General features: G+C 45.9%; 14 protein-coding genes and 1 pseudogene. 13 read left to right on the forward strand and 2 right to left on the reverse strand.

Annotation, left to right across the window (positions count from 1 at the left end; translation table 11 throughout):
• Position 1 precedes the first annotated feature (1 nt).
• From ACWB0I_RS17685 to ACWB0I_RS17725, 9 genes and pseudogenes are all read left to right on the forward strand, one after another.
• Positions 2-1,249: a TolC family protein gene (locus tag ACWB0I_RS17685; protein WP_479389414.1), complete on the forward strand. Its 1,248-nt coding sequence runs from the start codon at positions 2-4 to the stop codon at positions 1,247-1,249.
• A 12-nt stretch (positions 1,250-1,261) separates the two neighbouring features.
• Positions 1,262-2,845, forward strand: a complete 1,584-nt coding sequence (locus ACWB0I_RS17690) for an efflux RND transporter periplasmic adaptor subunit (RefSeq protein ID WP_479389415.1) — start codon at positions 1,262-1,264, stop codon at positions 2,843-2,845.
• A gap of 170 nt (positions 2,846-3,015) precedes the next feature.
• Positions 3,016-6,165, forward strand: a complete 3,150-nt coding sequence (locus ACWB0I_RS17695) for an efflux RND transporter permease subunit (protein WP_479389416.1) — start codon at positions 3,016-3,018, stop codon at positions 6,163-6,165.
• Positions 6,166-6,204: 39 nt separating this feature from the next.
• Positions 6,205-6,546, forward strand: a complete 342-nt coding sequence (locus ACWB0I_RS17700; RefSeq protein WP_479389417.1) for a P-II family nitrogen regulator — start codon at positions 6,205-6,207, stop codon at positions 6,544-6,546.
• 89 nt (positions 6,547-6,635) lie between these two features.
• A complete protein-coding gene (locus ACWB0I_RS17705; RefSeq protein ID WP_479389418.1) occupies positions 6,636-7,022 on the forward strand; it encodes a DUF302 domain-containing protein in 387 nt (128 codons plus the stop codon).
• A gap of 21 nt (positions 7,023-7,043) precedes the next feature.
• Positions 7,044-9,266: a heme lyase CcmF/NrfE family subunit gene (locus tag ACWB0I_RS17710; protein ID WP_479389419.1), complete on the forward strand. Its 2,223-nt coding sequence runs from the start codon at positions 7,044-7,046 to the stop codon at positions 9,264-9,266.
• A pseudogene (locus ACWB0I_RS17715) lies at positions 9,263-9,412 on the forward strand (DUF7577 domain-containing protein); the annotation flags it as partial. The gene ACWB0I_RS17710 and the pseudogene ACWB0I_RS17715, both read left to right, overlap by 4 nt.
• 159 nt (positions 9,413-9,571) lie before the next feature.
• On the forward strand, positions 9,572-9,826 hold the full coding sequence (locus ACWB0I_RS17720; RefSeq protein ID WP_479389463.1) for a cytochrome c-type biogenesis protein: 255 nt from the start codon (positions 9,572-9,574) through the stop codon (positions 9,824-9,826).
• Between the two features lie 21 nt (positions 9,827-9,847).
• The gene (locus tag ACWB0I_RS17725; protein ID WP_479389420.1) at positions 9,848-9,997 is read left to right on the forward strand and encodes a hypothetical protein; all 150 of its coding nucleotides are present in this window, start codon (positions 9,848-9,850) and stop codon (positions 9,995-9,997) included.
• 177 nt (positions 9,998-10,174) lie between these two features.
• On the opposite strand, the gene ACWB0I_RS17730 is transcribed toward ACWB0I_RS17725, so the two are convergent.
• Positions 10,175-10,810, reverse strand: a complete 636-nt coding sequence (locus tag ACWB0I_RS17730; RefSeq protein WP_479389421.1) for a hypothetical protein — start codon at positions 10,808-10,810, stop codon at positions 10,175-10,177.
• Between the two features lie 635 nt (positions 10,811-11,445).
• Here ACWB0I_RS17730 and ACWB0I_RS17735 point away from each other — a divergent pair.
• On the forward strand, positions 11,446-11,643 hold the full coding sequence (locus ACWB0I_RS17735; RefSeq protein ID WP_479389422.1) for an SHOCT domain-containing protein: 198 nt from the start codon (positions 11,446-11,448) through the stop codon (positions 11,641-11,643).
• Between the two features lie 11 nt (positions 11,644-11,654).
• Complete coding sequence (locus tag ACWB0I_RS17740; protein WP_479389423.1) at positions 11,655-13,766, forward strand: heavy metal translocating P-type ATPase; 2,112 nt, start codon at positions 11,655-11,657, stop codon at positions 13,764-13,766.
• Between the two features lie 82 nt (positions 13,767-13,848).
• Here ACWB0I_RS17740 and ACWB0I_RS17745 read toward each other — a convergent pair whose 3' ends face one another.
• Entirely contained in the window at positions 13,849-14,850 is a 1,002-nt protein-coding gene (locus tag ACWB0I_RS17745; protein ID WP_479389424.1) for a fatty acid desaturase, read from the reverse strand.
• A 438-nt stretch (positions 14,851-15,288) separates the two neighbouring features.
• Here ACWB0I_RS17745 and truA point away from each other — a divergent pair, with 438 nt between their 5' ends.
• Positions 15,289-16,014 (forward strand): tRNA pseudouridine(38-40) synthase TruA, encoded by a 726-nt coding sequence (truA, locus tag ACWB0I_RS17750; protein WP_479389425.1) that lies wholly within the window; start codon positions 15,289-15,291, stop codon positions 16,012-16,014.
• A gap of 77 nt (positions 16,015-16,091) precedes the next feature.
• On the forward strand, positions 16,092-16,739 hold the full coding sequence (fsa, locus tag ACWB0I_RS17755; RefSeq protein WP_479389426.1) for a fructose-6-phosphate aldolase: 648 nt from the start codon (positions 16,092-16,094) through the stop codon (positions 16,737-16,739).
• Positions 16,740-16,770 lie beyond the last annotated feature (31 nt).

Genomic DNA, 16,770 nt, shown 5'->3' on the forward strand with positions numbered 1-16,770 from the left:
CATGCGAGGAATATGGATTCTATTACTCATTTCAAGTTTAAGTTTTGCCCAGACAGAGCAGCTTCATTCATTAATAGAAAGAGCGTTACGGGTCAATCCGGCCATTCAGGCTAAAATAGAGCAGGTCAAAGCCAGTGAGCAGCTCATCGAACCCAGTGGAACTTTACCGGACCCGTCCCTTAGTTTTGGGGTAATGAATTTGCCTGTTAACAGTTTTGTCTTCGATCAGGAACCCATGACCGGTAAGCAACTGGCTTTCACTCAGGCCATCCCGTTCCCGGGTAAACTGGGATTGCAAAAAACCATTGCCCGGTTGCAGGCCGATAAATCCATTGAAATGCAGAAAGAAACCGAATTGCGAGTCATCCTTTCAGTAAAAAACATCTATTTTAAGATTTTTGATCTGGACCGGACCATCGAGGTAACGGAGAAAAATCAGACCATACTTAAAAATTTCATTGATATTGCCCAAACGCGCTATGCTGTTGGCAAAGGAATTCAACAGGATGTTTTGAAGGCTCAGGTAGAATATGCGCGTTTTTTTGATCAATTAATCTCCCTCAAAGAAAAAAGAGATCATCTCAACGCTCAACTTAATGCGCTGCTTAATCAAAAGGCCAGTATGCCCCTGGAGAAAACGGCCATCTGGTCATTTAAGCCAGTACCTTTGACTGAAGATTCTTTGGAACAGCAACTTCTGCAAAACAATCCCATTTTGTTAGCCTGGCAAAAGAGTCTGGCCCAGTCAGATGTAAAGATTCGCCTGGCCAAAAAGAATTACCTGCCTGATTTTAAGGTGACGGTGAGTTACACGCAAAGAGATGTTCTTCAGTCGGGAATGGGGGGAATCGACTATTTTTCGGCTCTGGTTGGAGTCAAAGTTCCGCTTTATTTCTGGAAAAAACAGAGGAAAGAACTGTCCGCTCGTCGTTACCAGAAGGAGCAAACGGTAAGCCAGCTTCTGGACGTAAAAAATCAATTGCTTTCTGCTCTGCAGGATGCCTATCAGCGGCAGGAAAAAAAAGCGGAATTAATCCGGCTGTATCAGAATACCATCATCCCACAGGCCAGTCAGGCTTTTAATTCAGCCATGGCCAGTTACCAGAACGATCAGGTTGATTTCTTAACCTTATTAAATAACCTGATGGTCCTGTTTAATTACGAAAGACAATATTACCGGTTGCTGAGCGAATATTATCAGCAATGGGCGCAAATCGAATACTTAACCGCAAATCAAATCATAAAATAGAAGGAGTGAACAATGAAGTCACGCATTCTGATTACGCTATTTGGACTTTTACTCATTTTTTCAATCGCAACAGTAGTTATTAGCAGTTGCAGCGCTGAAAAAGAGAAAACCGATCAAACACAGAAGGTGCAATTGTACACCTGCCCCATGCATCCAGAAGTGATTACCGAAGAGCCCGGGCAGTGTCCTAAATGCGGCATGGACCTGGTACCGGTTAAAAACAGTGCTACGCAGGAAATGCATGAAGAAGAAGATCATTCAGGACATGCACACAATCAAGACCAGCAAAGTGAAGGTCAGGAAACCCAGCTGTGGACCTGTGGCATGCATCCGGAAGTCATTTTAGAAGAACCGGGTCAATGTCCCAAATGCGGGATGAATCTGGTCCCCTTAAAAACAGAGACTTCAAAAAAGACCGGTCAAAAAGGGGAAAAGCCCAAAAAAGGCAAAATTTTGTACTGGCGGGCGCCCATGGACCCAACGGAAATTTACGACCATCCCGGTAAATCTAAAATGGGCATGGACCTCATACCTGTTTATGAAGGGGAAGCAGAACTGGGCGCCGGTGGAACGATTACCATTGATCCGGCAACAGTGCAAAATATGGGAGTTCGCACCCAACCCGTGGTTCGAAAAGATTTCTATCATGTGGTGCGCACCGTTGGCTACATCGGTTACGATGAGACCAGAGAGTTTACCATCAACAATAAAATTTCCGGTTGGGTTGAAAAACTGTACGTCGATTACACCGGCAAACTGGTCAAAAAAGGCCAGCCCTTGCTGGAAATTTACTCACCGGAATTAGTCACTACGCAAGAAGAGTATGTGCAGGCTCTGAAAAACCTGCAGGCCGTGAAACAATCTGAAATAAAAGAGATTCGGCAGAGCGCAGAAGAACTGTTAAAATCTTCAGTCAAACGGTTGCAGTACTGGGACATATCACAACAGGTTATTGATCGCTTGAATCAAACGGGCCAGGTATCCAGGACGGTTACTTTGTACACGCCTTTTAACGGCTTTGTCATCCACAAAAACGTGGTTGAGGGTTCACACATTAAGGCCGGACAGGATCTGTTCCGCATTGCTGATATTTCTGTGGTGTGGATTGAGGCCAGTGTTTACGACAGCGATCTGCCCTGGATTAAGACCGGCGCCACGGCCCGCATTGAACTCAGTTATCTGCCGGGTAAAACTTTTGAAGGAAAGATCACCTACATTTATCCCTACCTGGACAAAAAGGCCAGGGATGTGAAAGTACGTATGGAATTCCCTAATCCTTCTTATGAATTGAAACCCGGGATGTACGCCAATGTAGTAGTACATACCGACCCTATCAAAGATGCGCTGGTTATACCAACAGAGGCAGTGATCCGCTCCGGAAAACGCAATGTGGTTTTTGTGGCCAGAGGCGCCGGACGATTTGAGCCGCGACAGGTTAAAATTGGTGAAGAGAATGAAGAAGGTCAGGTACGCATCATCTCCGGTTTATTGGAAGGGGAAGAAGTGGTTACTTCTGCGCAGTTTATGCTGGACAGTGAAAGCCGTCTACAGGAAGCCATTCAGAAAATGCTGGCGGAGAAGAGGAAACAAAAGTGAAGATTAAAGATCAAAGATTAAAGATTAAAGAAGGTTAAAGGATAAAAGGTAGGTGTGAGAGTGAAAGTACTTAAAAAGAATGGACAGGAGCGCAAAGCGCACTGGGAACCAATCAATCCATTCACTCTTGCCTTTTTTACGCATAAACAAACACAGCAGAGGAGACTCCCGTGTTAGAAAAAATTATTGAAGCTTCGGTGAATAATCGGTTTCTAATTATTATTTTTACCGCATTCATCGTTTTTGCCGGGCTCTACACCATGTTTAATACCCCGGTAGATGCTATACCAGATTTGAGCGATGTACAGGTGATTGTTTTTACCGAGTATCCTGGGCAGGCGCCTCAGGTTGTAGAGGATCAGGTTACCTATCCCCTGACCAGCGCCATGCTTGCGGTGCCCTATGCCAAGGTAGTGCGCGGCTATTCCTTTTTTGGATTGTCGTTTGTGTACATCATTTTTGAGGATGGAACCGATTTGTACTGGGCGCGCTCGCGCGTATTGGAATATTTGAATTATGTCTCAAATCGGCTGCCTGAGGGCGTAACCCCGCAGTTGGGGCCCGATGCCACTGGCGTGGGCTGGGTGTATGAATACGTGCTGGATGGAGGCGACAAATACGATTTACAGCAGTTACGTTCCATTCAGGATTGGTACTTGCGCTACGAACTAACCAGCGTACCCGGCGTGGCTGAAGTGGCCAGTATTGGCGGCTATGTGAAGCAGTACCAGGTAGAAGTGGATCCCAATAAATTACTGGCCTACAATATCCCGTTAAACAAAGTAAAGATGGCCATCAAGCGCAGCAATAATGATGTGGGCGGTCGGCTTGTTGAAATGGGCGAAACCGAGTTCATGGTGCGCGGTTTGGGCTACATTAAATCCAAGGAAGATGTGGAGAATATTCCGGTTGGAGTGAATCAGAATGGAACGCCGATTTTGATCAAGAACATTGCCAATGTGACTATTGGACCGGAATTACGTCGCGGGTTGGCTGAATGGAATGGCCAGGGGGAAACCGTTGGTGGAATCATTGTTATGCGCTATGGCGAAAATGCGCTAAAAACAATCAAACTGGTGAAACAGAAACTAAAAGAGCTGGAAAAGGGATTGCCTGAAGGCGTCAAAATTAAAACAGCCTACGATCGAGCTTCATTGATTGAACGAGCCATTGATAATTTAAAAGACAAACTGCTGGAAGAGAGCATCGTGGTTGCTCTGGTAAGCATCATCTTTTTGTTGCACTTTCGAAGTGCGCTGGTGGCCATTCTTACGCTGCCCCTGGGTATTTTGATGGCTTTTATTGTCATGTACTATCAAGGGTTAAACGCAAATATTATGTCGTTAGGAGGTATTGCCATTGCCATTGGCGCTATGGTCGATGCGGCCATTGTCATGATTGAAAATGCTCATAAACATCTGGAGCGGGATGCAGGGAAGAAGAGCCACTGGCAAATCATAATCGATTCCTCTAAAGAGGTTGGACCGGCCCTCTTCTATTCATTGCTGATTATTACCCTTTCATTTTTACCGGTCTTTACCATGCAAGCTCAAGAGGGACGTTTATTTAAACCCCTGGCTTTCACCAAAACCTATGCTATGGCTGCTGCAGCCATATTATCCATAACCGTCGTGCCGGTATTTATGGGCTTTTTTATTCGAGGGCGAATTATGCCCGAAGAGAAAAATCCCATAAACCGTTTCCTGATAAGGATCTATCGTCCGGTTATTCATTTTGTTTTACGTTTTCGCTGGGCAACAATCATTGTGGCTGCTTTGATCCTATTGATTTCCATTCTTCCGGTGGAGAAAATCGGTTCTGAATTTATGCCCCCATTAAACGAAGGTGATTTATTGTACATGCCGACTACCGATCCGGGCATCAGTATTACCAAGGCTAAAGAGCTATTGCAACAAACGGACAAAATCATTAAAAGCTTTCCGGAAGTGCATCACGTTTTTGGTAAAATCGGCCGAGCCGAAACGGCTACCGATCCGGCGCCGCTTTCCATGATCGAGACAACCATTATGCTGAATCCCAGAGATCAGTGGCGACCGGGAATGACCATTGATAAGTTGGTACGCGAGCTGGACGCGGCTATTCAATTTCCGGGGCTAACCAATGCCTGGACCATGCCCATCAAAACCAGAATTGACATGCTTTCTACTGGTATTAAAACGCCGGTTGGCATTAAAGTGATGGGCCCAGACCTCCAGACTCTTTCAGATGTCGCTCAGGAAATTGCCACTGTATTAAAAGACGTCAAAGGCACTTTGAGTGTTTTCCCCGATAAAACGGTGGGGGGAAATTATTTCGATTTTAAGATTAAAAGAGCGGAAGCGGCCCGTTATGGCTTAACCGTTGGAGACGTTCAGGATGTTATTAAATCGGCGATAGGCGGAATGAATGTCACGCATACGGTGGAGGGGCTGGAGCGCTATCCGGTAAATGTGCGTTACAGTCGGGAACTGCGTGACAACCTGAGCAGCCTTAAGCGCGTCCTGGTGCCCACGCCAACCGGCGCTCAGGTTCCTCTCGAATATCTGACTGATATTGAAATTAAAAAGGGACCTCCTGTCATCAAGAGTGAAAATGCCCGTCGAACAGCCTGGCTTTATGTTGACATACGGGATATTGATGTGGGCACCTATGTTAAGAATGCCCAGAAAGTGGTCAACGAAAAAGTTAAGTTTCCCGAAGGCTACAGTATTGTCTGGTCCGGTCAATATGAATACATGCAGCGGGCTCAGCAACGTCTGCGGGTGGTGGTGCCGATTACCCTGGTCATCATTTTCCTGCTGCTCTACTTTAATTTTAAAAACATTCAGGAGAGTTTAATTGTGATGCTCTCGTTGCCCTTTTCTCTGGTCGGGGGAATCTGGTTATTGTATTTACTAAATTACAATTTTAGCGTGGCTGTAGGAGTGGGATTTATTGCTCTGGCAGGCGTTGCAGCAGAAACCGGTGTCGTCATGCTAATCTATCTGGATCATGCTTACAATGATATGAAATTCACGGGCAAAATGCGATCGATGAAGGATTTGTATGCCGCGATTATTGAAGGCGCGGTTGAACGTGTGCGTCCCAAAATGATGACTGTTACAGCTATTATGGCTGGTCTGCTGCCGATCATGTGGGGGCATGGAACAGGATCACAAGTCATGAAACGCATTGCTGCGCCTATGGTTGGGGGAATGGTTTCATCAACCGCTTTGACTCTGATTGTTATCCCAGCTATCTACTATCTGTGGAAGAGTAAAGAAGTTAAAAAACTGGCAGAGCAGTTTGAAAAAGATGAAGTCGATGAAGACAAAAAATAACAATATATTCATTTCCCTGAAAAAATTAGGAGTGTTAACATGAAAGAAGTAAAAGCCTTTATTCGCAGTACCAAGGCAGAAGCTGTGGTAGAAGCCCTTTCAGAATTGGGAGTGGCGGACATTACGCTGATCGATGTAATGGGAATTGGCAACCATCTCATCGATCCCGAACAGTCGCGCTATTCCATACAACTGGTAAAAAAGTTTTCTGAAGTGGCAAAAATTGAGACGGTGTGTAAAGCCGAAGATGTAGATAAAATTGTGGAAACCATCCGTCAGGCTGCTTACACCGGTATGCCTGGCGATGGTTTGATCTACGTCATGTCCGTGGAACAGGCCGTTAAAATCCGCACTGGAAAAGTAAATAAGGAGGCCCTCTGATCAAGGACGGTAGCCTGGCCCGACATTCCCGGTACGAGGGCTGGATGAGGAAAGCTCGAATAAAAATTGGTTATTTGGAGGTAAACGTCATGAGTTATTATATGAGTAAAACAGTCAAAGCAAATTTTGATGAAGTGTTAGATCGTGTTATCGCCTTATTGAAGGATGAAGGATTTGGTGTGTTGACCGACATCGATGTTAAAGCCACACTGAAGAAAAAGTTGGATGTGGATTTTAAGAATTACCGCATCCTTGGGGCCTGCAATCCGCCATTTGCCCATCAAGCTTTACTGGCTGAAGAGAAAATTGGAACTATGTTGCCCTGTAATGTTGTTGTGCAGGAAGTAGAACCGGGTCTGGTGGAGGTCGCCGCCATAGACCCGCTTGCTTCGATGCAGGCCGTGCAGAATAAGAAAGTAGCTGAGATTGCTCAAACAATCAAAGAGAAATTAAAGAAGGTCGTTAGCGCATTGTAAAGTAAAACAAAAAGGGAAGGCATGTTTATGGTTTTTGGGAAGTTGAGTATCTGGTTGGCGATGCTCGCAGCGCTTCTATCGGCCTATGCGTATTTCAGGGCTGACCTGCGGAATGGAGCTGAACTAAGAAAATGGCAGCATCTGGCGCGCATGGCTTTTTATCTGCAAGTAGCGCTGGTCAGCATTACGTCGCTCTATTTTTTCTTTTTAATCTTTACTCATCATTTTGAGGTCAGCTATATCTACCGTTACTCTTCACGGAGTCTTGGACCAGGGCTTTTGATATCTTCATTCTGGGCCGGGCAGGAAGGGTCTTTTCTGCTGTGGGCCTGGATGTTAGTCATTATGGTCCTTTTTGTAAGAAGGCGTCTTGGGAAGTTGGAAAATGCGACCATGCTTTATTTGAACTTGATCTCCATTGGATTTTTGATCATTCTGATTAAAGCCAGTCCGTTTGCGCTTTTGCCGCAAACCCCTGCAGATGGAGCCGGTTTAAATCCTCTGTTGCAAAATTTCTGGATGGTCATTCATCCTCCTGTACTCTTTTTAGGATATGCGGCAGCGGCTATTCCTTTTGCCCTATCTCTGGCGGCCTTGCAAGGCAACGATTACCGTAACTGGGTCAAGCTGGCTCTACCCTGGACTTTACTGACTTCGATTACCTTAGGCGCGGGCATTATTATTGGTGGCTTCTGGGCTTACGAAGTGCTGGGATGGGGCGGCTACTGGGGATGGGACCCGGTGGAAAATTCTTCATTGATCGCCTGGCTGGTGATTATTGCCCTGTTTCATGGCCAACTGATTACCAAAAAACATGGAGCCTTGCAAAAAACGAATTTGACTCTGGCCATTCTTTCATTCTTTTTGGTGCTCTACGCCACCTTTCTAACCCGCTCGGGAATTCTGGCCGATTTTTCGGTCCATTCCTTTGAAGATCTGGGACTGAGCGCTTATCTTATTCTGTTTATGGGCGGCGTGTTATTGCTGGGGTTTGGTCTGTTGTTCCAGCGAGCCAACACAATCCCCTATCAGGCATTACCTCCAAAGGGATTGAACAAAGAGACCGCCTTGTTGCTGGCCATGGTTCTGTTTCTGATCTCTGCCATCTTTACCTGGCTTGGCACGTCTTCGCCCCTGATTACAGCCCTGATGGGCCAGGCATCGCAAGTAGACGCTGATTTTTACAACAAAGTCAATTTACCCCTGGGCATTTTAATGGCGCTCATTTTAGGCATGGCTCCATTTGTCCATTGGGGCAGTACTAAAACGCCACAGTTTGTAAATAGATTGATCTTTGTCACTCTGGCTGGTCTGGCGATGCTGGCCATTTTGTTCTTAGCCAATATGAACCGTTGGCAATTTGTACTTTTTATGATTTTTGCAACCATGGCTCTGGTTGCCAACCTGCACATGTTGTTTACTCGGCTGCGCCATTCCGCTAAAAAAGAGGGTCTGGCAGCGCCTCTGTCTCATCTGGGGGTTGTCCTGGTTTTTATGGGCATCATACTTTCTGCTCAATATTCGGAGACCAGTAGAGTGGTCCTAACACAGAACGAACCCAGGCAAGTTTTTAATGCGCTCTTTAACTATACCGGTGATTTTCAGCAGGCTGATGGCAAAAACGGGGTGGTGATTCAGGTAAAAAATGAAAATGGGATCTATGAACTTCGACCGCGCATTTACATGAACAATTACATGAACAATATGATGCATGAACCAGCCATTCAACGGGGAGTAGTCAGTGATCTCTATCTTTCTCCTCTGCAGGTTTCAGAAGGAAATCAACATCAGGGCCACGAAGAACTCACCCTCGGAAAAGGAGAAACAAAAACCTGGCACAATTATGATCTGCAGTTTACAGGTTTTGAGATGTCCAGCCATGATGAAAGTCAGGCTATCCAGGTGTTTGCCAATATCATTCTTCAAAAAGGCGAGGAGAAAATTAAGCTTAAACCCGGCATTGTCGTTCGTGGCAAAAAAAGAGAGACGATCCCCTCTGTTCTGGAAGATCAGCATTTAGGGAAAACGGAGATTTTGTTGAATGGCATTAATGCCGATACCAGAACCATTGATTTAATGTTTCACAATGAAAAGAAAATGAGCGGGCAAACGCAAAGGGCACAGGTCTTAATGGAAATTAGCATCAAACGCTTTATGTCCGTTCTCTGGTTTGGCACAATATTATTAACGGCCGGAACCATTTTAGGTGGAATCAGACGATTTAAAGAAGGGAAGAGAGTATGAGTACACATAAAAAGTGCGCTCATTGTGGCGCACAAAATGATCCAATGGCAAAATATTGTCAGAATTGCGGGGCACAACTGCCTAAAGATAAAAGCCAGATCTGCCTGGCTTGCAAGACAAAAAATGAACCCACAGCCCGTTTCTGTAAACAGTGCGGGCAATCTTTACGACGGGTTAAGGCACGCCAGGGCCGGCGAACCCCCAAAAAGAATAACGTTCCCCTATTAGTCCTCGCTGGAATTCTGGGCTTCTTCATTCTGCTCATTTTTGTCAGAAGCCTGCAAACTCCGGCTGGACCAAATCAAATGGCACAACCTGCAGTAAGCGGTGATATTGCCGTGGAAGCCTCTGTCTCTCAGATCGCCAGTCTGTTCTGGTGTGCCTGTGGCAACTGCAACGATTCACTGGAAAAGTGTGCCTGTCCCACAGCACAGGAAGAGCGCAATTTCATCCGACGCCAGGTACAAAACCAATCGGATCAGCAAAAAATTATTCAGGAGGTTAAGAAAAAATATGGATTATTAAAAGCTGATTTCAAAGAGTTTAATTCAGCAAGTTAAATAAAGCTTAAGTGACATAATATGGAAAACTTAGTCGCTGCCCTGATCTTAGGGCTGGTTTTCATTATGGTAGCCAGAAGTCTGTTCAAGATGTTTAAAGGACTGGTCACAGCCAAGAAAAAGAACGCAGTGTCCGGTCCTCCTGGTTGTTCACACTGTTCCAAATCGTAACTCAGGATTAACAACAACGTAACTCTAACTTTAGCTTGAGCTGAGTGAGGTGGCCAATTAAAGCTAACTAAAACGCAACGTAATTCAAGCGTTAGCTTGAGCTCACTCGAGCTAAAGCAAAAAAAAGCAACAGGCCAACCATTACAGCCAGCCTGTTGCCTGTCCATTCGTTTACCCCTATTCTGGTTGGTAGGGCATCATGCCGTTGGGAATGAAATCGGTATCGACTCCTGGTTTTACAAAATGGCTGAATTCGGGATGTGGTCCGCCATCCAGATAAAAATGGCGGACGGCGATATGTTTCAACCATAAAACTTTTGAAGGGTGCAGTTTGCCATCAGAAACACGAACCATCTCGTGGTAATGTACAAAGCCCATTTTGGCTCTTTGTTTGGCAAGGGCCATGCTCCACTCCTCGAGTTCGGCTTTAACCATGTAAAGCAACGCCCCATCCGGTGCGCTGGAACTCCACCATTGCGCTTTACCAAAAGGTCCGCTGTTTATGTGTTTGGCGATTAAGGAGTTTTCTCCAGTCTGCTTCCAGTAATGGCCTGGAATATCCGTCGCCCCATTTGGGCCATCAGGAGCCCCGGCCAGATAATAATCGTCACCATCAATATTGACGATAATACCATGCGTAAAGCCCTGTAGTGTGTGCGCATTTTCTGCCTTTTGCGTACTAAGCGGCTGGGAATTGCTAAGCGATCCGCTGACATCGCTTCCCGTACCGAGATCGTTTTGCTGACATGAAAACAAAACAATGGCAAAGGCAGTGGCCAAAACCAGCGCCTTTAAAATAAATGTCCGTGACATAGTGTCCTCCTTTATAGAATTGTACGATTCCAAGGTACGGATTACTATTCACAAACCGGACACAAAACCATAATTTAGAGATTACGAAGCGGTAACAATTTAATAACGCCCTGATGATAAATGTAGATTATTCTACAAAACATTGTTGAATAGTCCACATATTCTTTGATGGAGTTCAAAAGGCATGAAAATATGAGGAGCTTGCCAGGGCCATTTCCATTTTAAAAAATGCTGACCATTTAATGAAAAATATGTTAGTTCTGACAGTTGCCGCGTACCGATAGTGACAGGCTTAAGGCTCTAATTCCTTGTAAATACACTCATTAGCCGAATTACAATATGCTTCTTTTTCCACCGTAACGGGGTAATTAAAAATAAAATCCGCACCTGGAACTTAATTTCTCAAGAAATTTCCAGTTTAACCGTGTCCCCAAATTGATCTGGCACAAAACGTGCAATAGTTAAATTGGCTTTGGTGAGCCAAAACCCGTTCCGGGCTGCAGCGCTCACCAAAAACCGGCATTGTGACTGGAGTCAGTGCAATGCCGTTGGCTGAACAAAATAAGCCTGTGGCTTCCGCCCCTTTGCTAATGGGGGAGCCACAGCAGTAAAACGCTTCAAGAAAGGAGCATACCATGATGGGATTTGGCTGGCTTTTTAGCCTCATTTTAATAGGACTGGGCATCTGGTTCGTTGTGCAGATTTCGCAAAAGCAGGACAATGCCCCGAACCAGAGTGATGAAGATCCGCTCACCATTCTAAAAAAACGCTATGCACGCGGCGAAATCAGCAAGAGCGAATTTGAGCGGATGAAAGATGAATTATTAAAATAAAGGGAGGGGAAATGAAAACGCACAATGAAAGTATGAACTCAGCTTCCAGATTGAAAGAACATGAAAACCATGCCCACTCGGGCCACGTTCATGCAGGCGCTCATCTGGAACACAGCGGGCATGAAGAACATGTCCACCATCATCATGGGAAGCATGAGCACAAGGGCCATGACCATCATGATCACCACCAGCACATGGTAGCAGATTTTCGCAAGCGCTTCTGGATTAGCCTTGTTTTCACCGTTCCGGTTCTTTTTCTGTCGCCGATGATTCAGAAATTCCTGGGAATTTCATTAAGATTTACTGGCGATCTGGTGCTTAGTTTTCTGTTGGCCTCGGCCATTTACTTTTACGGTGGCTGGCCCTTTTTAAAGGGATTGGTGCAGGAATTACGCAAAAAAACGCCGGGCATGATGACCTTAATTTCTCTGGCCATCACTGTCGCCTATTTTTACAGCGCTCTGGTGGTCTTTGGTCTGGCTGGGAAGATTTTCTTCTGGGAACTGGCTACGTTAATCGATATTATGCTGCTCGGTCACTGGATTGAGATGAAATCAGTTATGGGGGCCTCGAGAGCTCTGGAAGAATTGGCCAAACTGATGCCTTCTGAAGCGCACAGGTTGGAGGGCGAAGAGCAGGTAGTTGATGTGCCTTTAAATGAGCTGAAAAAAGGCGATCGGGTGCTGGTAAAACCCGGCGAAAAAATTCCGGCTGACGGCATTGTAATCAGCGGAGAGAGTTCGGTAAATGAATCCATGTTAACCGGCGAATCTAAACCCGTTTTCAAGGGCAAGTCGCAAAAGGTCATCGGCGGTTCAATCAATGGAGAAGGTTCACTGGTCGTTGAAGTACAGCGTACTGGTAAGGATTCGTTCTTGTCGCAGGTGATCGATCTGGTCAAAGAAGCGCAGGAGAGTAAATCCAAAACACAGGATCTGGCCAACCGCGCTGCTTTCTGGTTGACATTGATTGCCATTTTTGCCGGGGGCTTAACTTTCTTCATCTGGATGGCCATCCTGCATCAAGACCTGGCTTTTGCTCTTGAGCGAACGGTAACGGTCATGGTGATTACCTGTCCGCACGCCCTGGGATTAGCCGTGCCCCTGGTGGTTGCCGTTTCTACGGCCATTTCTGCTTCGCGCGGGCTGTTGATTCGTAATCGGGCTGCCTTTGAACAAGCGCGCAATCTGCAGGCTATCATTTTTGATAAAACGGGCACCTTAACCAAAGGCGAGTTTGGCGTAACCGATGTGGTTCTGTTGAATGGAACCATTCAAATGGATGAACTGGTCAATTTAGCTGGTAGCGTGGAAAGCCATTCGGAACATCCCATTGCTAAAGCCATCAGTCACAAAGCTGCCCATACGATTCCCGTGCAGGATTTTAAAGCCCTTCCGGGAAAAGGAGCGTACGGCGTGGTTGATGGGCGAAAAGTAATGGTGGTTAGTCCTGGGTACCTTAAAGAGAAAAATTTGAGCGTAAACAACGATACCCTTGAAGAAATATTTGAGCAAGGCAAAACTGTGGTTTTTGTGCTGATCGATGAGCAGCTGGCAGGCGCCATTGCGCTGGCCGACCAGATCAGACCGGAATCTTATGAAGCCATTCGTTCCTTAAAGAAGATGGGCATTAAAACCATGATGTTAACCGGAGACAATAAACAGACGGCCCGCTGGGTCAGTCAGGAGTTGGGACTCGATCAATATTTTGCGGAAGTGTTGCCCGATCAGAAAGCTTTAAAAGTTAAAGCCGTTCAGCAGCAGGGACTGATTGTTGCGATGACTGGTGATGGGGTCAATGACGCACCAGCGCTGGCTACCGCGGATGTGGGTATTGCCATTGGCGCCGGCACGGATGTGGCCGTTGAAACAGCCGATGTGGTTCTGGTGAATAGCAATCCCCTGGATGTGGTGGCCATCATCAGTCTGGCCAGAGCAACCTATAAAAAGATGATACAGAACCTGGCCTGGGCAACCGGTTACAATGCCTTTGCCATTCCTCTGGCTGCAGGTGTATTGTATGGGGCGGGAATTATTCTCAGCCCGGCCATGGGCGCCGTGTTGATGTCTTTAAGCACCATTGTGGTGGCCATCAATGCGCGCTTATTGAAAATCAAAAAGTAAAAAACGCCTCCATAAATAACCCTACCATACCCCATTCAATCGAAAAAGGGGCTGTTCTCGAAGGAACAGCCCCTTTTGTTGTTCAGGCCGCTTTCAACTCTTTGAAACTGATTAATCGCTTCTGTTCTTCATCCCACAAATTGAGCTTGACGCTTTTCAAACTCTTTTTGATGGTTAAAGGCTGCACCTCTTTAAACAGTTCAATCTCTTTCTGGCAGGCCGGCAGATTGTAAAAAGGAATTCCGGATCGTAAATGGTGAATATGATGGTAGCCGATGTTACCGGAAAACCAGTGTAAAAGAGCTGGCAGTTGATAAAACGAACTCCCTTTAATCGAAGCCTGTACCACATCCCATTCATCGCTATGACTCCAGTAGGTGTCTTCAAATTGATGTTGCACGTAAAAGAGCCAGATGCCGGCCAGCCCGCCCAAAAATAAGGTCGGAATTTGAATGAGTAAATAGGTTGGCCAGCCAATGGACCAGATGATGGGCGTCAACAGTGCGGCAATGCTCAGGTTGGTCAACCAGACGCTTCGTTTTGCTTTTGGCTTGGATGAGGTAGAGGGGAGACGGTTGGAAATCAGAAACATGAAAAAGGGCCCCAGTCCAAACATGACCAGAGGATGGCGGTACAACCGATAGCCTAATTTTTTTAACCAGGACGCATTGCGGTACTCTTTTACGGTCATGGTCCAGACATCACCAGTGCCTCTGCGATCCAGATCGCCTGAGGAAGCGTGATGGATGTTGTGGGCCTGGCGCCATTCTTCAAAAGGCGTAAAAGTAAGCAGCCCGGTAAAACGTCCGATCCATTTGTTCAGCGTTTTGCTTTTAAAAAATGAGCCGTGACAGGCATCATGAAAGATGATAAAGGTACGCACCATCATCAGCCCGTTGAACAGGGCCAGTGGTAATACGTAGAAATAGGAAACATTATGTTTTAACAGGTAAACAGAAATTACCCAAATCCCCAGATAGGCGCCAACCGTTATGATTAACTGCCAGAGCGATTTGGGGAAGGAGGGTCTGGCAAAAGGCGCCAATTGCTTGTTCAGCTGCTTGAGATTGACATTTGTGGTCAAAGTTTTTCTCCTTTAAATTTAAACTCACCTAAGATAACGAAAACAGTAAGAAAGAATTCTAAAATATTGTAAAAGAAATGTAAAAATCGCCGGGCGCATTGAATATTCCCTTCTGCATTATTGTGCGAAAATTTTTGTACAGAAGAAAGAAGTGAAAAGTTGATTGGTTAAGTGGTTGTTTGGAATTTAGTGTTTTGCAAAATACACATGCTGGTCATTTCGACCGATGCCTGGAGCGAAAGCGACGTGCAGGGTGGAAATCCAGCGCATTTTCCATGTAGTCAGTCAGCGTGGCGGGGGGCTATTCTCCTTTTTCTTTTTTCCGGCAGAAGATGAAGTTGGTTTAACCTATTTAATTTACTAAACTTAACAAAATTATTCTAACTTGAATCAGATTTAAAAATCCGTTATATTGAAAAAAATCAAATAATGGGAACAATGCCCAGAGTTAAAGCAGTTATCGAATACGAAGGCGCTCAATATTTTGGCTGGCAGCTGCAGAGAGGGCAGCGCACCATCCAGGGCGAAATTGAACAGGCTCTGAACATTATCTTTAAAAGGAGAATTCCGGTTACCGGTTCAGGAAGAACAGACAGCGGGGTTCATGCCCGCAATCAGGTGGCGCATTTTGATATTCCGGATTTTGATTTACAGGTTTTACAGCGTTCTTTGAACGGCTTACTGGCCGATGATATTGTGATTAAAAGGCTCGAAGCGTGTCGTGCGGAGTTCCACGCCCGCTTTGACGCTAAAAAACGGCTGTACAGATATTACATTGCAACTCAGCCAACGGCCTTGCATCGCCGCTTTGCCTGGACCATTCTGTCTCCCCTGAACTGGACCCTGCTTCAGCTGGGCGCCGAGAAGATTAAACCAGTACAGGATTTCAGAGCGTTTTGTAAAATTAAAAGCGAAGTAAAACACCATCGTTGTCAAATCATGGAGAGTCGCTGGTTGCGCAAAGATGATCTGCTGGTGTACGAGATTGCAGCAGATCGTTTTCTGCACGGCATGGTGCGGGCCATTGTTGGCAGTCTGGTGACCCTGGGGCGTGGCAAACTGACATTGAAAGAGTTTGAACAAATCATCGCTTCCGGAGATCGGCGGCTGGTTCCCCAAAGCGCACCGGCCAGAGGTCTGGTTCTGGAAAAAGTAGAATATTAAAGCCCGCTTTGCGCGTACGGTTTGGCGTAGGAGATAAAAAATCAAAAAAGGAAAAACTAAAAATAGAGGAACCAAAGATGAAATTTTTTATTGATTCAGCGAATGTGGAAGAGATTCGTGAGGCGGCCAGTCTGGGTATTGTAGACGGCGTTACCACCAATCCCACTCTTCTGGCCCGGGAACAGGGCAATCCGCAAGAGATCTTTAAACAAATTTGCCAAATCGTTGACGGCCCGGTCAATGCCGAAGTCGTTTCCTTAGACTGGCAGGGCATTGTGCAGGAGGGGCGCCAACTGGCTAAAATCAGCGACAACATTGTGATTAAAATTCCGATGACCAAAGACGGTTTGAAGGCGGTTAAAGTATTTGCCGCCGAAGGAATTAAAACCAATGTAACACTGATCTTTTCACCCATTCAGGCTTTGATGGCGGCCCGTGCCGGCGCCACGTACGTTTGCCCCTTTGTGGGGCGCCTGGATGACATTGCCACCAACGGCATGGATTTAATCGCCCAGATCAGACAGATTTTTGAGAACTATTTGCTCGAAACGGAAATTATTGTGGCCAGCATCCGTCATCCCATGCACGTGGTGGAATCGGCTTTGATTGGCGCAGACATTGCCACCATTCCCTTTAGCGTTATTGAAAAGATGATCAAACATCCCTTAACGGACATCGGTATTGAACGCTTTTTGGCCGACTGGGAAAAGATTGAGAAAAAGTAGTAAGCCAGAAACATCTTTTAAAAGGAGATTG

It is taken from the genome of Caldithrix sp. (genome assembly GCF_056497305.1).

Coding starts and splice junctions, on each gene's coding strand:
- ACWB0I_RS17685 (WP_479389414.1), top strand. CDS start 2: ATGCGAGGAATATGGATTCTATTACTCATTTCAAGTTTAAGTTTTGCC.
- ACWB0I_RS17690 (WP_479389415.1), top strand. CDS start 1,262: ATGAAGTCACGCATTCTGATTACGCTATTTGGACTTTTACTCATTTTT.
- ACWB0I_RS17700 (WP_479389417.1), top strand. CDS start 6,205: ATGAAAGAAGTAAAAGCCTTTATTCGCAGTACCAAGGCAGAAGCTGTG.
- ACWB0I_RS17705 (WP_479389418.1), top strand. CDS start 6,636: ATGAGTTATTATATGAGTAAAACAGTCAAAGCAAATTTTGATGAAGTG.
- ACWB0I_RS17710 (WP_479389419.1), top strand. CDS start 7,044: ATGTTTATGGTTTTTGGGAAGTTGAGTATCTGGTTGGCGATGCTCGCA.
- ACWB0I_RS17720 (WP_479389463.1), top strand. CDS start 9,572: ATGGCACAACCTGCAGTAAGCGGTGATATTGCCGTGGAAGCCTCTGTC.
- ACWB0I_RS17725 (WP_479389420.1), top strand. CDS start 9,848: ATGGAAAACTTAGTCGCTGCCCTGATCTTAGGGCTGGTTTTCATTATG.
- ACWB0I_RS17730 (WP_479389421.1), bottom strand. CDS start 10,810: ATGTCACGGACATTTATTTTAAAGGCGCTGGTTTTGGCCACTGCCTTT.
- ACWB0I_RS17735 (WP_479389422.1), top strand. CDS start 11,446: ATGATGGGATTTGGCTGGCTTTTTAGCCTCATTTTAATAGGACTGGGC.
- ACWB0I_RS17740 (WP_479389423.1), top strand. CDS start 11,655: ATGAAAACGCACAATGAAAGTATGAACTCAGCTTCCAGATTGAAAGAA.
- truA (WP_479389425.1), top strand. CDS start 15,289: ATGCCCAGAGTTAAAGCAGTTATCGAATACGAAGGCGCTCAATATTTT.
- fsa (WP_479389426.1), top strand. CDS start 16,092: ATGAAATTTTTTATTGATTCAGCGAATGTGGAAGAGATTCGTGAGGCG.